Source organism: Streptomyces sp. NPDC092952 (assembly GCF_044754785.1).
Taxonomy (GTDB): domain Bacteria; phylum Actinomycetota; class Actinomycetes; order Streptomycetales; family Streptomycetaceae; genus Streptomyces.
On sequence record NZ_JBIVPT010000018.1, the window covers coordinates 46,406 to 67,915 of the forward strand.

Annotated in this window: 12 protein-coding genes and 1 pseudogene; 8 read left to right on the plus strand and 5 right to left on the minus strand. The window is 72.8% G+C overall.

Annotated elements, in window-relative coordinates; translation table 11 throughout:
• Positions 1-117: 117 nt before the first annotated feature.
• On the plus strand, positions 118-1,149 hold the full coding sequence (locus ACIQGQ_RS30495) for an alcohol dehydrogenase catalytic domain-containing protein (RefSeq protein ID WP_402401746.1): 1,032 nt from the start codon (positions 118-120) through the stop codon (positions 1,147-1,149).
• A 441-nt stretch (positions 1,150-1,590) separates the two neighbouring features.
• On the plus strand, positions 1,591-3,621 hold the full coding sequence (locus tag ACIQGQ_RS30500) for a M4 family metallopeptidase (RefSeq protein WP_402401748.1): 2,031 nt from the start codon (positions 1,591-1,593) through the stop codon (positions 3,619-3,621).
• Positions 3,622-3,700: 79 nt separating this feature from the next.
• Here ACIQGQ_RS30500 and glgP read toward each other — a convergent pair whose 3' ends face one another.
• Positions 3,701-6,325, minus strand: a complete 2,625-nt coding sequence (gene glgP / locus ACIQGQ_RS30505; RefSeq protein WP_402401751.1) for an alpha-glucan family phosphorylase — start codon at positions 6,323-6,325, stop codon at positions 3,701-3,703.
• A gap of 280 nt (positions 6,326-6,605) precedes the next feature.
• Between glgP and ACIQGQ_RS30510 the strand changes: the two genes are divergently transcribed.
• The 4 genes from ACIQGQ_RS30510 to glgB all read left to right on the plus strand — a co-directional run bounded on the left by ACIQGQ_RS30510 (position 6,606) and on the right by glgB (position 14,226).
• A complete protein-coding gene (locus ACIQGQ_RS30510; protein WP_402401754.1) occupies positions 6,606-8,609 on the plus strand; it encodes an alpha-1,4-glucan--maltose-1-phosphate maltosyltransferase in 2,004 nt (667 codons plus the stop codon).
• A complete protein-coding gene (gene treS / locus ACIQGQ_RS30515; RefSeq protein WP_402401757.1) occupies positions 8,606-10,312 on the plus strand; it encodes a maltose alpha-D-glucosyltransferase in 1,707 nt (568 codons plus the stop codon). Before ACIQGQ_RS30510 ends, treS begins: the two co-directional genes overlap by 4 nt.
• A 143-nt stretch (positions 10,313-10,455) precedes the next feature.
• A complete protein-coding gene (locus tag ACIQGQ_RS30520; RefSeq protein WP_402401760.1) occupies positions 10,456-11,841 on the plus strand; it encodes a maltokinase in 1,386 nt (461 codons plus the stop codon).
• Positions 11,842-11,910: 69 nt separating this feature from the next.
• Positions 11,911-14,226 (plus strand): 1,4-alpha-glucan branching enzyme, encoded by a 2,316-nt coding sequence (glgB, locus tag ACIQGQ_RS30525; RefSeq protein WP_402401763.1) that lies wholly within the window; start codon positions 11,911-11,913, stop codon positions 14,224-14,226.
• A gap of 1 nt (position 14,227) precedes the next feature.
• Here the strand turns inward: glgB and ACIQGQ_RS30530 are convergent, their stop codons facing one another.
• On the minus strand, positions 14,228-15,286 hold the full coding sequence (locus tag ACIQGQ_RS30530; protein ID WP_402401766.1) for an RICIN domain-containing protein: 1,059 nt from the start codon (positions 15,284-15,286) through the stop codon (positions 14,228-14,230).
• A gap of 185 nt (positions 15,287-15,471) precedes the next feature.
• On the opposite strand from ACIQGQ_RS30530, the gene ACIQGQ_RS30535 reads away from it, so the two are divergent.
• A complete protein-coding gene (locus tag ACIQGQ_RS30535; RefSeq protein ID WP_402401769.1) occupies positions 15,472-16,149 on the plus strand; it encodes a response regulator in 678 nt (225 codons plus the stop codon).
• A 30-nt stretch (positions 16,150-16,179) separates the two neighbouring features.
• Here ACIQGQ_RS30535 and ACIQGQ_RS30540 read toward each other — a convergent pair whose 3' ends face one another.
• Positions 16,180-17,376, minus strand: coding sequence for a sensor histidine kinase (locus ACIQGQ_RS30540; protein WP_402401771.1), 1,197 nt, complete (start codon positions 17,374-17,376; stop codon positions 16,180-16,182).
• 324 nt (positions 17,377-17,700) lie between these two features.
• Between ACIQGQ_RS30540 and ACIQGQ_RS30545 the strand changes: the two genes are divergently transcribed.
• A complete protein-coding gene (locus tag ACIQGQ_RS30545) occupies positions 17,701-19,929 on the plus strand; it encodes an MMPL family transporter (RefSeq protein WP_402401774.1) in 2,229 nt (742 codons plus the stop codon).
• Positions 19,930-20,420: 491 nt separating this feature from the next.
• Here the strand turns inward: ACIQGQ_RS30545 and ACIQGQ_RS30550 are convergent, their stop codons facing one another.
• The gene (locus ACIQGQ_RS30550; protein ID WP_402401777.1) at positions 20,421-21,146 is read right to left on the minus strand and encodes a dienelactone hydrolase family protein; all 726 of its coding nucleotides are present in this window, start codon (positions 21,144-21,146) and stop codon (positions 20,421-20,423) included.
• A gap of 143 nt (positions 21,147-21,289) precedes the next feature.
• Positions 21,290-21,510 (minus strand): annotated as a pseudogene (locus ACIQGQ_RS30555) (hypothetical protein); the annotation flags it as partial.

Sequence of the window (21,510 nt, forward strand, 5' to 3'; positions counted from 1 at the left end):
CGCCGGACGCTCCGTGCGTCACGCGCGCCCGCACGGCCCCGAGCTGGTCTACTGGGGCCGGGCGGTTCGACGACCCGTCCCAGGGGGGCCCGTTCGCAGATGCCCCCGGAGGGTCGGATGAGCAGCGTTCCCCGTGTGTACCGAGTCGCGCAGGCGGCCGCCGCCGGCGGTCCCCTCGAAGTCGTCGAGCGGGTGGTGTCCGAGCCCGGCCCGGGGCAGGTCCGGGTGGCGGTGGAGGCCTGCGGGGTCTGCCACAGCGACACCCTGTTCGTGGAGGACCTGGTTCCGGGGGTGCGGTTCCCGGTGGTGCCGGGGCACGAGATCGCCGGGCGGATCGCGGAGCTGGGCGCGGGCACGGAGGACGCCTGGCAGGTGGGCGACCGGGTGGCGGTGGGCTGGTTCGGCGGGAGCTGCGGGCACTGCGTCCCGTGCCGCCGGGGCGACTTCGTGGTGTGCGTGAACCTGAAGGTGCCCGGGTGGGCGTACGACGGGGGGTACGCGCAGAGCGTGACCGTTCCGGCGGACGCCCTGGCCCGGATTCCGGACGCGCTGACGGCGGCCGACGCGGCGCCGATGGCCTGCGCCGGGGTGACCACGTACAACGGGCTGCGGCGCAGTGCCGCCCGGCCCGGGGACCTGGTCGCGGTGCTCGGGATCGGCGGTCTGGGCCATCTGGGGGTGCAGTACGCGGCGGCGATGGGCTTCGAGACGGTGGCGATCGCGCGCGGCGGTGCGAAGGCCGGTTTCGCGCGGGAGCTGGGCGCGCACCACTACGTCGACAGCACGGCGGACATCGCCGTGGCGGACGCGCTCCAGTCCCTGGGCGGGGCCCGGGTCGTCCTGGCCACCGCCGCCAGTTCCGAGGCGATCACGGCGACCGTGGACGGGCTGGCCCCGCGCGGCGAGCTGGTGGTGATCGGGGCGGACGCGGAGCCGCTGGGGATCAGCCCGAACCAGCTGCTGATGTCCGGCCGGATCGTCCGGGGCCACCCCTCCGGCACCGCGCAGGACGTGCAGGACACCCTGGCGTTCAGCGCCCTGCACGGCATCCGCCCGATGACCGAGACGGTTCCGCTGGACGGGGCCGAGGAGGCGTACCGCAAGATGCTCTCCGGCACCGCCCGCTTCCGGATGGTGCTCACCGTCTGACGCCTCCCCCGCCCGGCCGCGGCCGGCGTCGCCCCCGCCGAGGGGCGGCGCCGGCCGTCGCCGTGTGCCGGGGACGCGGGTGTGGGACGTACACCGCAGAGCGGACGGTGGGAATTCAGCCACATCCGTAGCCCATCTCGGCCAGCCCCGAACTCCCCTTCCCGTGACCCCTGTTCGAATGCGACGCCCGCGAGCCCACCGCGGCTCCCACCACCGGACCCGGCCCGTACGTGAGACCCGCGCCGCCCCGGTGATGATCCGTGAAACGTCCGCTTAACGAACATGACCTTTCCGGCAACGAACGAGTTCCGGCCAAGTTGTTGACGCGCTCCTGACAGGAACGGCCCTCGGCTGACAACCTTCACCCCGTTCTGCGCACTTCTCGCTCACCCCGGACGGCTCGTCTGAGCCGCCGGTACCCCCCTCGCAGAAGGAGTCCGCGTGAGATCCACGCACAGCCGTCGTGCCACCGCGACCGGCGCTCTGATCGCCGCAGCAGCCCTCCTCGCCGTCGGCGTCCAGACCGGCACCGCCACCGCCACCCCCACCGGCACCGCCGCGGCGCAGGCGACGGCGGGAGCCCGGACCGGGGCCCTGCCCAAGCAGCTCTCGCCCTCCCAGCGCGCCGAGCTGATCCGCGAGGCCGACGCGACCAAGGCGGCCACGGCCCAGGACCTCGGCCTCGGCGCCCAGGAGAAGCTCGTCGTCAAGGACGTCATCCAGGACAACGACGGCACCACGCACACGCGTTACGAGCGCACCTTCGCGGGCCTGCCGGTGCTCGGCGGCGACATGGTCGTCAAGGAGAGCAAGGCCGGCACGACGCTGGACGTCACCAAGGCGTCCCGCGTGACCAGCACGCAGCTGAAGGCCGTGGACCTGAAGGCGGACATCGCGCCCGCCAAGGCCGAGAGCCAGGCCCTGGGCCTCGCCAAGGCCGACGGGTCGAAGAAGACCGAGGCCAGCCAGGCGCCCCGCAAGGTCGTCTGGATGGCGCAGGGCACGCCGCAGCTCGCCTACGAGACCGTCGTCGGCGGCCTCCAGGACGACGGCACCCCCAACGAGCTCCACGTCATCACCGACGCGGCCACCGGGGCGAAGCTGTTCGAGTGGCAGGGCGTCGAGAAGGGCGTCGGCAACACCGAGTACAGCGGCAAGGTGACCCTGGGCACCGCCCCGTCGTACACGCTGACCGACACCGGCCGCGGCAACCACAAGACGTACAACCTCAACCACGGTACGTCCGGCACCGGGACGCTGTTCACCAACTCCACGGACACGTGGGGCGACGGCACCCCGACGAACGCCGAGACGGCGGGCGCGGACGCCCACTACGGCGCCGCCGAGACCTGGGACTACTACAAGAACGTCCAGGGCCGCACCGGCATCCGGGGCGACGGCGTCGGCGCGTACTCCCGCGTCCACTACGGCAACAACTACGTCAACGCGTTCTGGCAGGACAGCTGCTTCTGCATGACGTACGGCGACGGCTCGGGCAACACCCACCCGCTGACCGCCCTGGACGTCGCGGCGCACGAGATGTCGCACGGTGTCACCGCGTCCACCGCCAACCTGGTCTACAGCGGCGAGTCCGGCGGCCTCAACGAGGCCACCAGCGACATCTTCGCGAGCGCGGTCGAGTTCTACTCGAACACCAGCGCCGACCCGGGCGACTACCTCATCGGCGAGAAGATCGACATCAACGGTGACGGCTCGCCGCTGCGTTACATGGACAAGCCGAGCAAGGACGGCGCGTCCAAGGACTCCTGGTACTCGGGTGTCGGCAACGTCGACGTCCACTACTCCTCGGGCATCGCCAACCACTTCTTCTACCTGCTCGCCGAGGGCAGCGGCGCGAAGGTCGTCAACGGGGTCTCCTACAACTCCCCGACCTCCGACGGCCTGCCGGTGACCGGCATCTCCCTGGCCAAGGCCGAGAAGATCTGGTTCAAGGCGCTCACCACCAAGTTCACCTCCACCACCAACTACGCGGCGGCCCGCACCGGCACGCTCGCGGCGGCCGCCGACCTGTACGGCGCCACCAGCGCCGAGTACAAGGCGGTGGGCGACGCCTGGGCGGCCGTGAACGTCGGCACCCGTGACGGCGGCGGCAACCCGAACCCGGGTACGGTCTTCGAGAGCACCACCTCGGTCGCCATCCCGGACCACGGTGCGGCCGTCACCAGCTCGGTCAACGTCACCGGTGTCACCGGCAACGCGCCGAGCGCCCTCAAGGTCACGGTGGACATCACCCACAGCTGGCGCGGTGACCTGAACATCGACCTGGTCGGCCCGAACGGCACCTCGTACCGGCTGAAGAGCGCCGCGGTCAGCGACTCCTCGGCCGACGTCAAGGAGACGTACACCGTCGACGCCTCGGCGCAGGTCGCCAACGGCACCTGGAAGCTCAAGGTCCAGGACATGTACACGGGCGACAGCGGCAAGATCAACGGTTTCAAGCTCACCTTCTGAGCCCGCACCGGTCAGGCACCGGTGACCACCGCCCGGCGGGAGTCCACGCTCCCGCCGGGCGGTTCCGCGTTCCGGCCCGTCAGCGCATGGGCCCGCCGGCCGCCCCGTCGCCCTCCCCGGCCGCCTTCTCCGGGGGCAGCGCCACCAGGCCCAGCTCCGCCCCGGACGCCAGCAGCGGATGGGCCGGGAGCACCCGCACCGTGTAGCCGTACGGGCCGGTCCGGTCCAGGGCGAGCGGCCCCTCGTACAGCCAGCGGCCCTCCAGGTCCTGGCCGCCGGCCGGTTTCAGCGGGAAGACCTGGGCACCGGAGATGCCGTCCGCCGTGTCCACCCGGCCCGCCACCGCCTGCACCTCCACGTCGCCCGGGTCCAGCTCCCCGAGGGCGGCCCGGACCCGCAGCGTCAGGGTGGCGCCCAGCTCGGCGGAGCCGTCCGCCGCGGTGGACGGCTCGGCCTCCACATGGTCGACGGCCACCTGCGGCCAGGCGGCGCGGACCCTCGCCTTCCACTCCGCCAGGCGGCCGGCCGTCCCGGCGTCCAGGGCGCGTCCGGCGCGCGCCGCGGGCCCGTACAGCCGCTCCACGTACTCCCCCACCATCCGCCCGGCCAGCACCTTCGGCCCGAGCACGCCGAGGGTGCGGCGGACCATCTCGATCCAGCGCTCCGGCAGCCCCTCCCCGCCCCGGTCGTAGAAGCGCGGCGCGACGCGGTCCTCGATCAGTTCGTAGAGCGCGGCCGCCTCCAGGTCGTCGCGGCGCTCCTCGTCCAGGACCGGCCCGTCGGCGGTGGGGATCGCCCAGCCGAAGTCCGGCTCGTACCACTCGTCCCACCAGCCGTCGCGCACCGACAGGTTGAGGCAGCCGTTGAGCGCGGCCTTCATCCCGCTGGTGCCGCACGCCTCCAGCGGGCGCAGCGGGTTGTTCAGCCACACGTCGCAGCCCGGGTAGAGCCGCTGGGCCATGGCCATGCCGTAGTCCGGCAGGAAGACCACCCGGTGGCGCACCCGGGGGTCGTCGGAGAACCGGACCAGCTCCTGGACCAGCCGCTTCCCGCCGTCGTCGGCCGGGTGCGCCTTGCCCGCGACGACGATCTGGACCGGGCGGTCCGGGTGGAGCAGCAGCGCGGTCAGCCGTTCCCGGTCGCGGAGCATCAGCGTCAGCCGCTTGTACGAGGGGACGCGGCGGGCGAAGCCGATCGTCAGGACGTCCGGGTCGAGCACCCCGTCGATCCAGCCGAGTTCGGCGGGGGCGGCGCCCCGGTCCAGCCAGGAGGCGCGCAGCCGGGCACGGACCTCGGTGACGAGCCGGGCGCGCAGCGAGCGGCGCAGCTCCCACAGCTCCCGGTCGGGGATCTCGGCGGCGGTGTCCCAGCGGCCGGGGGCGGCGCCGTGGCGGCCGCGGAGCTCGAAGACCTCGGGCGCCACCCAGGTGGGTGCGTGCACCCCGTTGGTGACGGAGGTGATGGGCACCTCGTCGGCGTCGAAGCCCGGCCACAGCCCGGCGAACATGCGGCGGCCGACCGCGCCGTGGAGGGTGGAGACGCCGTTGGCCCGCTGGGCGAGCCGCAGTCCCATCACCGCCATGTTGAAGACGCCCGGGTCGCCGCCGGGCCAGGTCTCGGTGCCCAGCTCCAGGACGCGTTCGGCGGGGACGCCGGGGAGTTCGCCGTCGTCGCCGAAGTACCGGGCGACGAGGTCGCGTTCGAAGCGGTCGATGCCGGCGGGCACCGGGGTGTGGGTGGTGAAGACGGTGCCGGCCCGCACGGTCTCCGTCGCGGCGTCGAGGCCGAGGCCGGTGCCGGCGAGTTCCCGGACGCGTTCGAGCCCGAGGAAGCCGGCGTGGCCCTCGTTGGTGTGGAAGACCTCGGGCGCCGGATGGCCGGTGAGGCGGCAGTACGCCCGTACCGCGCGGACGCCGCCGATGCCGAGGAGCATCTCCTGGAGGAGCCGGTGCTCGCCGCCGCCGCCGTACAGCCGGTCGGTGACCTCGCGTTCGCCCGGCGCGTTCTCCTCCACACCGGAGTCGAGCATCAGCAGCGGGACCCGGCCGACCCGGGCCTGCCAGATCCGGGCGTGCAGCGAACGGCCGCCGGGCAGGTCCAGCACCACCCGGCTCGGGGTGCCGTCGCGCTCCCGCAGCAGGGCGAGCGGCAGCTCGTTCGGGTCGAGGACCGGGTAGTGCTCCTGCTGCCAGCCGTCGCGCGACAGGCTCTGGCGGAAGTAGCCGTGCCGGTAGAGCAGGCCGACGCCGATGAGCGGGACGCCGAGGTCGCTGGCGGCCTTGAGGTGGTCCCCGGCGAGGATGCCGAGCCCGCCGGAGTACTGGGGCAGTGCGGCGGTCACCCCGAACTCGGGCGAGAAGTAGGCGACGGCGGCGGGGAGTTCGGCGCCGCTCGCCAGCTGTTCCTGGTACCAGCGGGGCCGCTCCAGGTAGTCCCGGAGGTCCTGGGCGGCCCCGGCGAGCCGGTGCAGGAACGGTTCGTCCCGGGCCAGCTCGTCGAGCCGTCCGGCGGTGACGGCGCCGAGCAGCCGGACCGGGTCGCACTCCCGCGCCGGGTCGTCCTCCCCGGCCTCCGGGGCCACGGCCCGGAACAGCTCTCTGGTCCCGGCGTGCCAGGACCAGCGCAGGTTGCGGGCGAGCTCGCTGAGCGGTCGGAGGGGTTCGGGCAGGACGGGGCGCACGGTGAACCGGCGGATGGCCTTCACGCCCCCACCTTGACAGGGGAGGTACGGATCCCGGCGGACGCGGCACGGGGTGCGTCGCGGTGTACTCCGTCCGGGCGGGCGCCGATTTCCGTTCCCGCGCCGGGGCCCGCGGCTGCCAGTCGGGTGAAGCGGACGGGGACGGCCCCGGCCACGCCCTGCCGACCGGCCGCGAAGCGGTTAGAAAGGAGCGAAACCCGTCGGCAGCGGTACGCGGATCCCGCGTTCCGCCACCGCGCCACGCCCCCACCACCGGCCCGAGGCCCTGTCCCAGGTGAGTCCATTGATCGGTCGCATCCCCGTGCTCGACGTCCGCCCGCTCGTCGACCGCGGCCAACGGCCCGCCAAGGCGGTCGCCGGTGAGACCTTCCAGGTCACCGCGACGGTCTTCCGCGAGGGCCATGAGACGGTGGCCGCCAACGTGGTGCTGGTGGGTCCGGACGGGCGGCCCGGCCCGTGGATCCCGATGCGGGAGCTGGCCCCCGGCACCGACCGGTGGGGCGCCGAGGTCACCCCGGAGGCGGAGGGCCGTTGGACGTACGCGGTGGAGGGCTGGGGCGACCCGGTCACCACCTGGCTGCGGCACGCCGCGATCAAGGTCCCGGCGGACCTCGACACCGCGCTGGTCCTGGCCGAGGGCGCCGAGCTGTACGAGCGGGCGGCCGAGGGGGTGCCGAAGCGGGACGGCCGGGAGGCGGTGCTGGCGGCGGCCGACGCGCTCCGCGACGCCTCCCGCCCGGCGGCCGCCCGGCTGGCGGCGGCGCTCGCCCCCAAGGCGCGGGCCGCGCTGGAGCGGTACCCGCTGCGCGAACCGGTCTCCTCGTCCGGGCCGCTGCCGCTGGTGGTGGAGCGGCGCCGGGCGCTGTTCGGCTCCTGGTACGAGCTGTTCCCCCGCTCGGAGGGGGCCCGGGTGGAGCCGGGGCGCGGCGGGCGGCCCGGCCGGGTGGTGAGCGGCACGTTCCGGACGGCCGCCGAGCGGCTTCCGGGCGTCGCGGCGATGGGCTTCGACGTGGTCTACCTGCCGCCCGTGCACCCGATCGGGACCACCCACCGCAAGGGCCGCGACAACAGCCTGGTGGCCGGTCCGCAGGACGTGGGGGTGCCCTGGGCGGTCGGCTCCGCCGAGGGCGGCCACGACGCGGTCCACCCCGACCTCGGCACCCTGGACGACTTCGACCACTTCGTGGACGTGGCCCACCGGCTGCGGATGGAGGTGGCGCTCGACTTCGCGCTCCAGTGCTCCCCCGACCACCCCTGGGTCCAGCGCCATCCGGAGTGGTTCCACCACCGGGCGGACGGGTCGATCGCGTACGCCGAGAACCCGCCGAAGAAGTACCAGGACATCTACCCGATCGCCTTCGACCGGGACATGGACGGGCTGGTCGCCGAATCGGTGCGCGTCCTGCGGTTCTGGATGGGCCACGGGGTGCGGATCTTCCGGGTCGACAACCCGCACACCAAACCGGTGGTCTTCTGGGAGCGGGTGATCGGGGAGGTCAACGGGACCGATCCCGACGTGATCTTCCTCGCCGAGGCGTTCACCCGGCCGGCCATGATGAAGGCGCTCGCCGCGGTCGGCTTCCAGCAGTCGTACACGTACTTCACCTGGCGCGAGACCCGGCGGGAACTCACCGACTACGTCACGGAGCTGGCGGGCGAGTCCGCCGCGTACATGCGGCCCAACTTCTTCGTGAACACACCGGACATCCTCCCCGGCCACCTCCAGGACGGCGGCCGTCCGGCCTTCGAGGCGCGGGCCGTGCTGGCCGCGACGCTCTCCCCGTCCTGGGGCGTGTACGCGGGCTACGAGCTGTGCGAGAACACCCCGGCCGCGCCCGGCGGCGAGGAGTACCTCGGCTCGGAGAAGTACGAACTCCGGCCCCGGGACTGGGCGGCGGCGGAGCGCGAGGGCCGCTCACTGGCCCCGCTGATCACCGCCCTCAACCGTGTCCGCCGCCGCAACCCGGCGCTCCAGCAGCTGCGCGACGTCCACTTCCACCCCACCGACGACGAGGCGGTGATCGCGTACAGCAAGCGTTCGGGGTCGAACACCGTTCTGGTGGTCGTCAACCTCGACCCGCACCACACCCACGAGGCCACGGTCTCGTTGGACATGCCGCGACTCGGCCTCGACCGGCACGAGTCAGTGCCGGTGCGCGACGAGCTCACCGGCGACACCTATCACTGGGGCAGGACCTTCTATGTGCGTCTGGAGCCAGGCGTCACGCCCGCGCACATCGTCGTCCTGCGACCGTTTCCGTCGACCGGAGGGTCACCCACACCATGATCGTCAATGAGCCCGTCCACGACATGTTCGAGGACACCCCCGCCAAGGACCGCGATCCCGACTGGTTCAAGCGCGCCGTCTTCTACGAGGTGCTCGTCAGGTCCTTCCAGGACTCCAACGGCGACGGCATCGGCGACCTCAAGGGCATCACCGCCAAGCTGGACTACCTCCAGTGGCTCGGCGTCGACTGCCTCTGGCTGCCGCCGTTCTTCAAGTCCCCCCTGCGCGACGGCGGTTACGACGTCTCCGACTACACGGCGGTGCTGCCGGAATTCGGCGACCTGGCCGACTTCGTGGAGTTCGTCGACGCCGCGCACCAGCGCGGGATGCGCGTGATCATCGACTTCGTGATGAACCACACGAGCGACCAGCACGAGTGGTTCCAGCAGTCCCGCAAGGACCCGGACGGGCCGTACGGCGACTACTACGTCTGGGCCGACGACGACAAGCAGTTCCCGGACGCCCGGATCATCTTCGTCGACACCGAGACGTCCAACTGGACCTACGACCCGGTGCGCGGGCAGTACTACTGGCACCGGTTCTTCTCCCACCAGCCGGACCTCAACTACGAGAACCCGGCGGTGCAGGAGGAGATCGTCTCCGCGCTCCGCTTCTGGCTGGACCTCGGCATCGACGGCTTCCGGCTGGACGCCGTGCCCTACCTGTACCAGCGCGAGGGCACCAACTGCGAGAACCTGCCCGAGACGCACTCCTTCCTCAAGCGGGTCCGCGCGGAGATCGACGCGCACTACCCGGACACCGTGCTGCTCGCCGAGGCCAACCAGTGGCCGGAGGACGTCGTCGACTACTTCGGCGACTACGCGGCGGGCGGCGACGAGTGCCACATGGCGTTCCACTTCCCGGTGATGCCGCGGATCTTCATGGCCGTACGGCGGGAGAGCCGCTACCCCGTCTCCGAGGTCCTGGCCAAGACCCCGGCGATCCCGGGGAACTGCCAGTGGGGCATCTTCCTCCGCAACCACGACGAGCTGACCCTCGAAATGGTGACGGACGAAGAGCGCGACTACATGTACGCGGAGTACGCCAAGGACCCGCGGATGCGGGCCAACATCGGCATCCGGCGCCGGCTCGCCCCGCTGCTGGACAACGACCGCAACCAGATCGAGCTGTTCACCGCGCTGCTGCTGTCGCTGCCCGGCTCCCCGATCCTCTACTACGGGGACGAGATCGGGATGGGCGACAACATCTGGCTGGGCGACCGGGACGGCGTCCGCACCCCGATGCAGTGGACCCCCGACCGGAACGCCGGGTTCTCCTCCAGCGACCCCGGCCGGCTCTACCTGCCGACGATCATGGACCCGGTCTACGGCTACCAGGTCACCAACGTGGAGGCGTCGATGTCGTCGCCGTCCTCGCTGCTGCACTGGACGCGGCGGATGATCGAGATCCGCAAGCAGAACCCCGCCTTCGGTCTCGGCTCGTACGACGAACTGCCCTCGTCCAACCCGGCGGTGCTGGCCTTCACCCGGGAGCACGGCGACGACCTGGTGCTCTGCGTGCACAACTTCTCCCGGTTCCCGCAGCCGACCGAGCTGGACCTCGGGGCCTTCACCGGGCGCCGCCCGGTGGAGCTGATCGGCGGGGTGCGGTTCCCGGCGGTCGGCCGGCTGCCGTACCTGCTGACCCTGGCCGGGCACGGCTTCTACTGGTTCCGGCTGCACGCGGACGCGGCGGCGGGCTGATCCCGAGGACGCCGGCCCGCCCGCACCGGGCGGGCCGTACGGACCATCCCGCCCCGACACGTTCCACACAGAAGGACATCGACCACAGCAATCCAGGACACTCTCCGCATCCTGTGGTGTGCCCGGGGAAAGGATTCGACGCCATGTCGGAGGCTGTATCCACACGGGCCGCCCCGCCGCGCGGCACCGGCCTGCTCCCGTCGCTCGCCCCGCTGCTGCACGGCTGGCTGCCCCGGCAGCGCTGGTTCGCCGGGAAGGGGCGGCCGGTCACCGGCTTCTCGCTGGTGTCGGCGACCGAGATCCTGCCGGTGGGCACCGGGACCGGCGCCGGGCTGCTCCATCTGCTGGTCCGGGTCCACCAGCCGGCCGCCCCCGGGCACTCCCCGGACGACTGCTACCAACTGCTGCTCGGGGTGCGGACCGTGCTGCCGCCCCGGCTCGCCCCCGCGCTCATCGGCCGGGTGCGGGAGGGGCCGCTCGCCGGGCACACCGTCTACGAGGGGCTGCACGACCCGCACCTGGCCGGAGTGCTGCTGGAACGATTCCGTACCCCCGGCACCCTGGGCGTCCTGCGCTTCGACGGGAGCGGCCCGGCCGTCCCCGCCCGGCTCGCCCCCCGCCCGCTGGAGACCGAGCAGTCCAACACCTCGCTCGTCTACGGCGACACCTACATCCTCAAGATCTTCCGGCGGCTCTTCCCGGGCACCAACCCGGACCTGGAGCTGCCGCTGGCGCTGGCCCGGGAGGGGTGCGGCCGGGTGCCCGCGCCGGTCGCCTGGTTCGAGGCCCGCACGCCCGGGCCGCTCACCCTCGGCGTGCTCCAGCCGTTCCTGGGCGGCGCCGAGGACGGCTGGGGGCTCGCGCTGCGCGCCCTCGCGGAGGGCCGGGACTTCGCCCCCGAGGCCCGCGCCCTGGGCCGGGCCACCGCCGAGGTGCACACCGCGCTCGCCGCCGCCCTGCCGACACCCGCCCTGCACCGCGCCCAGACCGAGCAGCTGGCCGCCGCGATGGTGGGGCGGCTGGAGTCCGCCGCCCAGGCGGTGCCGGCGCTCGTCCCGTACGTCCCCGGGCTGCGCACCGCCTTCGACGCGGTGGCCGCGCTGGGCGACCGGGGCCGGGACTGGGCGGCCCAGCGGGTCCACGGCGACCTCCACCTCGGCCAGACCCTCCGCGCCGCCGACGGGTTCTGGTCGCTGATCGACTTCGAGGGCGAACCGGCCCGGCCGCTGCACGAGCGCCGCCGCCCGCAGCTCCCGGTCCGGGACGTCGCCGGGATGCTCCGCTCCTTCGACTACGCGGCCCGCTCGCACCGCCCGTGGAACGACGCCTGGGCGGCCCGCTGCCGTACCGCCTACTGCGAGGGGTACGCCGAGACCGCGGGCACCGACCCGCGCGGCGAACCGGAGCTGCTGCGCGCCCACGAGACCGACAAGGCGGTGTACGAGGTGCTGTACGAGGCCCGGCACCGGCCCGACTGGCTGCCGGTCCCGATGGCCGCGATCCACCGCCTGGCCGCCGCCGAGGACTGAGACCCGCACCACGGCACCGGCCGCCGGACCGTTCCGCACCGCCCCGACCCGCCGAGGAGACCCGTCCCCGTGACCGCCGCCCGCAAGCCCGCCCGCACCGCGTCCGCCCGGCCTCCCGCCGGGACGGCGTCCCGCACCGCTCCCGCCCGGCCCGCCGCCCGGTCGCCCCGGGCCGAGCCGGCGCGCCCCCGCCGGGGCGGCCCGCGCGCCGTACGCCCCCTCGACGGCGCCGACCGCGCCCGGCTGCTCGCCGGTGAGCACCACGCCCCGCACGACCTGCTGGGCGCCCATCCGGTGCGGGGCGGAGTGGAGCTGCGGGTGCTGCGCCCGTACGCCCGGTCGGTGACGGTGCTCGCGGACGGGGTGCGGACGCCGCTGCGCGACGAGGGCGACGGCTTCTTCTCCGTACTGCTTCCGGTGGCCGCCCCGCCGGAGTACCGGCTGCTGGTCGCCTACCCGGACGCCGAGGTCGGGACGGACGACCCGTACCGTTTCCTGCCCGCGCTCGGCGAGCTGGACCTGCACCTGATCGGCGAGGGCCGGCACGAGGAGCTGTGGACCGCGCTCGGGGCCCGGCCGATGGAGCACCAGGGGGTGGCGGGCACCCGGTTCACCGTCTGGGCGCCGAACGCGCGCGGGGTGCGGGTGGCCGGGGACTTCAACCACTGGGACGGCACCGCGTACCCGATGCGCTCACTCGGCTCGACCGGGGTGTGGGAGCTGTTCCTCCCCGGGGTCGGGGAGGGCGCGCTCTACAAGTTCGACCTCTGCCGCCCGGACGGTTCGCACACGCTGCGCGCCGACCCGATGGCCCGGCAGGCCGAGGTGCCGCCCGCCAACGCCTCGGTCGTGGCGGCCTCGCACCACGTCTGGCGGGACCAGGAGTGGATGGCGCACCGGGGCGACGTACCGGCGCACGAGGCGCCTATGTCGGTGTACGAGGTGCATCTGCCGTCCTGGCGGCCGGGGCTCGGCTACCGCCAGCTGGCCGCGCAGCTCCCGGCGTACGTGCGGGCCCTGGGCTTCACCCATGTGGAGCTGATGCCGGTCGCGGAGCACCCGTTCGGCGGCTCCTGGGGCTACCAGGTCACCGGTTTCTACGCCCCGACCTCCCGGCTGGGCTCCCCCGACGACTTCCGCTTCCTGGTCGACTCGCTGCACCGGGCCGGGATCGGGGTGATCGTCGACTGGGTGCCCGCGCACTTCCCGCGCGACGAGTGGGCGCTGGCGGAGTTCGACGGCCGGCCTCTGTACGAGCACCCCGACCCGGCGCGGGCGGCGCATCCCGACTGGGGCACGCTGGAGTTCGACTACGGGCGCCGCGAGGTGCGCAACTTCCTCGTCTCCAACGCCACTTACTGGTGCGAGGAGTTCCATGTCGACGGGCTGCGGGTGGATGCCGTCGCCTCGATGCTGTACCTCGACTACTCGCGCGAGGACGGCCAGTGGACGCCGAACGAGCACGGCGGCCGGGAGAACCCGGACGCCGTCTCCTTCCTCCAGGAGATGAACGCCACCGTCTACCGGCGCAGTCCGGGGGTGGTGACCATCGCGGAGGAGTCCACCGCCTGGGACGGCGTCACCCGCGCCACGGACCTGGGCGGGCTGGGCTTCGGCCTCAAGTGGAACATGGGCTGGATGCACGACTCCCTGGAGTACATGACGAAGGAGCCGGTGCACCGCAAGTACCACCACAACGGGATGACGTTCTCGATGGTGTACGCGTACAGCGAGAACTACGTCCTGCCGATCTCGCACGACGAGGTGGTGCACGGAAAGCGGGCGCTAGTCTCCAAGATGCCCGGCGACTGGTGGCAGCAGCGCGCCGACCACCGCGCCTACCTCGGTTTCATGTGGGCCCACCCGGGCAAGCAACTCCTCTTCATGGGACAGGAGTTCGCCCAGGGCGCGGAGTGGTCGGAGGGGCACGGCCCGGACTGGTGGCTGCTCGACCCCTCGTACGCCGCGGAGAGCGACCACCGGGGGGTGCGCGCCCTGGTCGGCGACCTGAACCGGGTGTACGGGGAGACGCCCGCGCTCTGGCAGCGCGACACCGTCCCGGAGGGGTTCGCCTGGGTGGACGGCGGGGCGGCCGAGGACAACGTCTTCGCCTTCCTCCGCTTCGACCGGCACGGCTCGCCGCTGCTGGCGGTCAGCAACTTCTCCCCGGTGGTGCGCGAGGGCTACCGGCTGGGCGTTCCGGAGGTGCCCGGGGACCGGGTGGCCTGGGCCGAGGTGCTCAACACCGACGCGGCCCGGTACGGCGGTGGCGGCGTCGGCGAATCCGGCCCGCTGAAGCCCGAGCCGGTCCCGGCCCACGGCAGGAGCACCAGCATCACGCCGACGCTCCCGCCGCTGGCCACGGTGTGGCTGCGACCGGTCTGACTCAGCCGCCGCAGGTGGTGAACGCGGGCGCGGTCTTCGCCAGATAGATGCTGGCGTGGCCCTGGTCGTCGCTGGTCAGGGGCACCGTGACGGTGTCGTGCGCCTTCCACGGGTAGCCGTTGGCGTCGAAGGTCCAGTCACCGGTGACCTTCGTGGCGAGCTTCGACAGCGCCACCCAGCCGTACTGCTGCTGCGGGACGGTGATCGTCAGGCTGTTCCCCAGGTCTTGCTTGAGGTTGAACGACACCTTGTCCGTGAGGGTGGAGGCGACGCTCGCCTGGACCGGGCTCGGCGCCCCCGCGCCCACGGTCGTCGTGAAGGACACACTGATCTCGCTGGACCATCCGCTGGAGGTGGTCAGCGTGAACGTCCACGGCACCGGCGCGCCCGTGCCGTTGTACCAGACGGGCGAGACACACTCGACGGGCAGCGGCTCGGCGGGGGCCTGGGTGCCCTTCGTCCAGGAGCAGCTGCTCGCGTCCTGCTGGCAGCGCTTGGAGGCGTACTCCACGGCGGCGGCCATCGCGTCGCCCGAGGAGGCGGCGGGGATCCGCCACTGCTGGGCGGCGGAGCCGTTGCAGCCGTAGGTCTGGGTCCAGGCGTCGTCGTACTGGGCGTTCAGCACGATGTCGACGCAGCTGTTGTTGCCGACGTTGCGGATCATGAACGTGTTGGCGGCGCCGGTGACGGGCTGGAAGTACCACCGCTGCGCGGCGGCGCCGGAACAGGACTGCTGCCGCAGCGGCAGCCCGGTCGCCACGCACTTCCCGGTGAAGTCGTTGGCCAGGGTGAACGAGCCGTCGGCCTGCTTGTTGGCGGTCCACTGCTGGTGGTAGCCGGGCGCGGAGTTGGTGACGACGTAGACGCCGTCGCCGGTGTTGCCGTTCTGCACGTCCAGGTTGCGGTTGTTGCCGGCGGAGCTGAACGTCAGCCCGGCGAGCCCGGACGTCTCGGCCGCCCGTGCCGTCCCGGTCTGCGCGGTCAGCCCGAGTACGACGGCCAGCGCGGCCACGAGAGCGGCCAGCGTCCTGGGTAAGGCGCCGCTTGTTCGTGAGTTCATGACTGTTCCCCCTGTGCGATCATCGGATTGCGCGGAGTGATAACGCCGGTCACTTTAGTCCGCCCGCGCCTGGTGGTCCGGCCGTTGCGCACGATTCCCGTCCAGGCCCGCCGCCAACCGGAAGGAGCCCGGGAGGAAACCGCGGGGAACCCGGGAGGAACAGGGCGCTGTGATAGGAACCGGCTGTGGCTGAGGGCTTGATCGATGTGGTGATCGCGGACGACCAGGAGCTGGTGCGCACCGGATTCGAGATGATTCTGGACGCCCAGCCCGGAATCCGGGTGGTCGGCGTGGCCAGTGACGGTGCCGAGTGCGTCGAGCTGGCACGGCGGCTGCGCCCGGACGTCGTGCTGGTCGATGTCCGGATGCCGCGCCTGGACGGCCTGGAGGTCACCCGTGTGCTGGCGGGCCCGGACGCCGATCCCCGGATGAACGTGGTGGTGATCACGACGTTCGACCAGGACGACTACGTGCGCGACGCCCTGCGGTTCGGCGCGTGCGGCTTCCTGCTCAAGGACGCCACCCCCGCGCTGCTGGTGGAGGCGGTACGGGCCGCCTCGCGCGGTGACGCGCTCGTGTCGTCGGCGGTGACGGTGCGCCTGTTGCGTCAGCTCGGCGCCCGGCCGGAGACGGGCGGCGGCCGGGCAGGGGTGGAGGCGGCGGGGCTGAGCAGCCGGGAGGTGGAGATCGTGCGGCTCGTCGCGGTCGGCCGCACCAACCAGGAGATCTGCGACGAACTGTTCCTGTCCCTGTCGTCGGTGAAGACGTATCTGGGCCGCATCCAGACCAAGCTCGGTGTACGGAACCGGGTCGAGGCGGCGGCCTGGGCGTGGGAGCACGGCGTGGTCACGTCACGACCGTGATCGCGGGCCGCGGGTGCCGGTGCCCCGGGTTCACGTACCGGGCTGGGGGTGGCGGGGCAGTGCGGCGGAGACCTGCCAGTGCCCGGTGCCGGTGGGTCCGGCCCGGAACGTACCGTCCAGGGCTTCGACGCGTTCCCGCAGACCGACGAGGCCCAGGCCGCCGTGGCCTCCGGCCGGGCGGGCGGGCTGGTGGTGCGGGGCGGTGTTGGTGACCGTGACGTACAGCCAGTCGGCGACGGCGTCCAGGTGGACGGTGGCGCGTTCACCCGGGGCGTGGCGGCGGATGTTCGTGAGGGCTTCCTGCACGACCCGGTAGGCGGAGGTCTCGACCTCGGGGCTGAAGCGGGTGCTGCGGGCGGCGGCGGTGAACTCCAGCCGGAGGGGCGGGCCGTCGGGGTCGCGGCGGGTGAACTCCGCCGCCAGTCCGCCGAGTTCGGCCAGCAGGTCGCCGGGGCGTAGAGGGGTGTGGTTCTCCTCGCGCAGGACCCGGACCAGCCGGCGCATGGACTCCAGGGTCTCGGTTCCGGCGAGGGCGATCGCCTCCAGGATCGGTTCGACCTTGTCGGGGGCGGTGGCGTGGATGGTGCGGGCCGCGTTGGCCTGGACGATGATGCCGGTCATGTGATGGGCGACCAGGTCGTGCAGGTCGCGGGCGAGCGCGAGCCGTTCGGCCTGGCGGACGTCCTGCACGGCGCGTCGCCGACGGGCCTCCTGGGCACGGAGGGCGGTGCCGAGGATCAGACAGACGGCCAGGACGACGGTGATCACGTAGACGGCGCCGACGGCGGTACCCGGGTTCCGGTTGCGCAGCGGCATGACGAGCACTGCGACGACCAGGGCGACGACGGTCCAGCCCGCCGTACGGGCGGGACGGCCCTGGGCGAGGACCCGGATGACCAGGGCCAGCAGCGCCATCATCTCCAGGAAGCCCCAGCCGGACCAGTGCTGCGGGAGGAAGAGGCATACGCAGCTGAGGGTCAGGGACATCGCGGCCACGAGTGCGGCCCGCCGGGCCGGGGAGGGCAGCCACCGGTTGTCGGGCAGGGACAGGACGGCCAGCGGTCCTGTGATGAACACCGGAATCCAGCTGGTCACCGCCGTCTCCGTCGGCGGGTGCCGCAGGAAGAGCACCGCGAAGTCGGCGAAGCAGGTCAGGGCCAGCACGACGAGCACGCCCGCCCGGACCAGGCGCCACACGGACGGCGAGAACGGAAGCGTCGAGTCCACACCCTCAGCCTAGGAGTCCGTTCCGGCCGGAAGCTGTCGGCCGATCGGCCGACAACCCGTGTCACGGACCGTGCTCCGGTCTGACGTCCCGGGCCGGTACGGGGATGAAGGATGGGAAGCACGGGCGCCGGACCCGCCCCGGTGATCCGGTGCCCGTCCATCTCCGGTCCCCGGTGGCGCACCTCGCGGGCCGGGGCCCGCCGAGGCCGTGGGGACGGCGCCCGGCGTGCCGGGCGGGGACCCGGCGAGCAGCTCAGCGGGTCCCCGCCCCATCACCGGCCGGTGACACGGTCCTCCCCTCCCTCTCACGTTCGGAGCCTTTCCATGGCCACGTTCCTGCACCGGATCGGCCGCGGCGCCTTCAGGCGCCGCTGGCTGGTACTGCTGCTCTGGGTCGTTCTGCTCGGCGCGGTGGGCGCTGCCACGGCCGGCCGAAGCGGCGGCGCCAATGAGAACATCACCCTGCCCGGCACCGAGGCGCAGAAGGCGTTCGATCTGCTCGGCGAGAAGTTCCCCGCGGCCAACGCCGAGGGCGCGGGCGTCCGCATCGTCTTCAGGGCACCGGACGGGGAGAAGCTCACCGGCGCCCGGCAGGCGGAGGTCACCCGGCTCCTGAAGGACGTCAAGGGCTCCTCCCCGCGGATCGCCCAGGTCACCGATCCCTTCCGGAGCGGGGCGATCAGCGCCGACCGGTCCACCGGCTACGCCCAGGTCACCTACCGTGCCAAGGCCGGGAACCTGACCGACGGCGACCACGAGCGCCTGGACCGGGCCCTCGATCATGGGCGGGACCGGGGCCTGGCCGTCGAGGCGTCCGGAAGCGCGCTCGCACCGGTCAAGGCCGGCATGTCCAGCGAGGCGATCGGTTTCGCGCTGGCCGCCCTCGTCCTGGTACTCACCTTCGGCTCGCTGGCCGCGGCCGGCATGCCGCTGCTGACGGCCCTGATCGGCGTCGGGATCACCACCAGCGCGATCGCCGGGCTGACGGCGACCCTCGACCTCAACAGCAGCACCTCGGCGCTGGCCTCCATGCTCGGCATCGCGGTCGGCATCGACTACGCGCTGTTCATCGTGTCCCGCTACCGCTCCGAGCGCGCCGAGGGCCATGACGCCCGGGAGGCGGCCGCCCGCGCCAACGGCACCGCCGGCTCCGCCGTCGTCTTCGCCGGCCTGACCGTGGTCATCGCGCTGGCCGGGCTGGCCGTGGTCAACCTGCCCATCCTCACGGCCATGGGCCTGGCCGCGGCCGGTGCGGTGACCATCGCCGTCCTGATCGCCGTGACGCTGGTGCCGGCCCTGCTCGCCTTCGCCCCCGAGCGCGTCCGGGGCCGCGCCGCCCGAGAGCGGCGGGCCGTACCCGCCCAGGAGACGACGCCCGGCAAGAAGCCGCTGGGCGAGCGGTGGGCGGAATTCATCCTGCGCCGGCCGCTGAAGGTCCTCCTCGTCGCCGTACTCGGCCTGGTGGTCGTGGCCCTGCCCGCCACCGGGCTGGAGCTCGGGCTGCCCGACGACGGTTCGCGGCCGGCCTCCACGACCCAGCGCAAGGCCTACGACATGCTGGCCGACTCGTTCGGCCCCGGCTTCAACGGACCGCTCACCCTCGTCGTGAACGATGACGACCCGGCCACGGCCAAGGCCGCGGCCACCGGACTCGGCGACCGCGTCAAGAAGATGAAGGGCGTCGCCGCGGTCACCCCGGCCGCGTTCAACCCGGACGGCGACACCGCCATCATCACCGTCGTCCCCGACAGCGCGCCCGCGGGGGACGCCACCAAGGACCTCGTCCACGGCATCCGCGAGATCACCCACGACCCGGCCCTCACCGGCGGCGCCGAGGCCCTGGTGACCGGTACCACCGCCCTCAACATCGACGTCTCCGCCAAGTTCACCAGCGCGATCCTCCCCTATCTGGGGCTCGTCGTCGGACTCGCGTTCCTCATCCTGATCCTGGTCTTCCGCTCCCTGCTGGTCCCGCTCAAGGCCGCCCTCGGATTCCTGCTGTCGGTCCTCGCCTCGCTCGGCGCGCTCGTCGCCGTGTTCCAGTGGGGCTGGCTCAAGGACCTCTTCGGTCTGGAGGTCACCGGCCCCATCATGAGCCTGATGCCGATCCTCACCGTCGGCATCGTCTTCGGACTCGCCATGGACTACCAGGTCTTCCTCGTCACCCGCATCCGCGAGGCGTACGTGCACGGAGCCGAACCGCGCCGGGCCATCACCGAGGGGTTCGGACACAGCGGCCGGGTCGTCACCGTCGCCGCGCTGATCATGACGTTCGTCTTCGCCGGGTTCATCGGCGCCGACGAAGCGATGATCAAGGCGCTCGGCTTCGGTCTTTCCGCGGCGGTCCTCCTCGACGCGTTCGTCGTCCGCATGACGGTCGTCCCCGCCGTACTGGCCCTGCTGGGCCGACGTGCCTGGCACCTGCCCGGGTGGATCGACAGGATCCTCCCGCGGGTCGACATCGAGGGTGAGAACCTCGCCCGTCCCGCCGGGCCCACCCGGCCCGAGGACGAAGCGGGGGCGCAGGCCCCCGCCTACAGCGGCCGTCACTGACCCGGCCGTACGGGACGCCCGCCCCGACCGTGGGTGCGGGCGCCCGGCGTCGAAGGCGGAGGTGGAGGCTGTCGAAGGCACCTCGACCAGCATGGGCGTGGAATGTCCCGCTCACGCAGCGGCGGGCAGCGGCGTGGTCTCCCGGCCGGGCGGACCGTGTGTCCCGGGTGCGAGCCGTGGAATGTGCCGCGCCGGCGTACCCCTGGCAGAACTGCGACACAGCGCCATGGCGCACATGCCCCGCCCCGTGGGCAAAGGCCCACACCGACCCCTCGGGATCGGACGAGGCACCGCCCCGCCCCCTCCACCCCTTCTCCGAACGTGACACTTGGGGGCTGTTCGACACATCTGGCCGACAAGGCAGGAGCCGCCGCGCCTTCGCGGTGCTTCGCGACTGCCCGCGCGGTGGGTTGCGGAGCTCATCCCCGGGTGGAGCTGCGGTCGTTGTGGCCGGACGGTGCGACAGCGGTGAGCGCCGGAAGCCGACCGGATCACGCCGTTACGGGCAGGCACTCGGCCAGCAGGTCGACGATGTCGCGCCAGGCCCGCTGCGCGTGCGCCGGGTGGTAGCCGACGCCGGGACGCACCGTGTGGTCGACCGATGGGTGGTGGAAGGCGTGCAGGGCTCCGCCGTAGACCGTGAGGCGCCAGTCGACGCCCGCGGCCTGCATCTCGGCGGTGAACGCCTCCCGTTGCGCGGGCGACATGATCGGGTCCTCCGACCCGACCCCGGCCCATACCGGGCAGCGAATGCGGGCCGCCTCGCCCGGTCGGCCCGTGATCAGGCCGTTGACCGTCCCGATCGCGCGCAGGTCGACGCCGTCGCGACCGAGTTCCAGCGCGACCGCGCCCCCGGTGCCGTAGCCGACGGCGGCGGTCCGGTCGAGGTCGGCCCGTGGCTCGGCACGCAACACGTCGAGCGCGGCGTGACCGATTCCGCGCATCCGGTCGGGATCGGCGAGCAGCGGCATGCAACGGGCCAACATGTCCTCCGGGTCCTCCAGATAGCGCCCGCCGTGGAGGTCGAAGGCCAATGCCACATAACCCAACTCGGCCAGAGCCTCGGCCCGTTGACGCTCGACATCACTGAGCCCCGTCCCCTCGGGCCCGACCAGCACTGCTGGGCCCCGCCCGGTACCGGCCGGGAGCGCGAGGTGCCCGACCATCGTCAGGCCGTCGGCCGGGTAGGCGATCGTATGCGTGGTAACCGTCGTCATGGAGCTGGACCGTAGTGACCGCCGAACCCGGCCGGGCCGGTGTTCACCGTCGGCAGACGGTGATCCGCCCCGGCGGGCTCCAGCCCGGCGAAGCGGCCGTCACGCCGGAGCGGGGCGACGTCTCCGGGCTGGAATCACCCGGGTCAGGCAGACCTGAAGGCCACCAGCCACGCACGCATCTCCTCGGGGGAGTCGCGGTCGAGAAGCCCGTTGATCTCCGCGACGAGTGCCTTGTCACCGTTCTTCTGCGCCCCGGCGAGAATGGTGACGATGGCGACCCGGTCGTCCTCGGCCTGGGCGAGCCGGTAACCCGTCTCCCGCCACGCGCGGATCTCCTCGGGGGAGTTGCGGTCCAGAAGGCCAT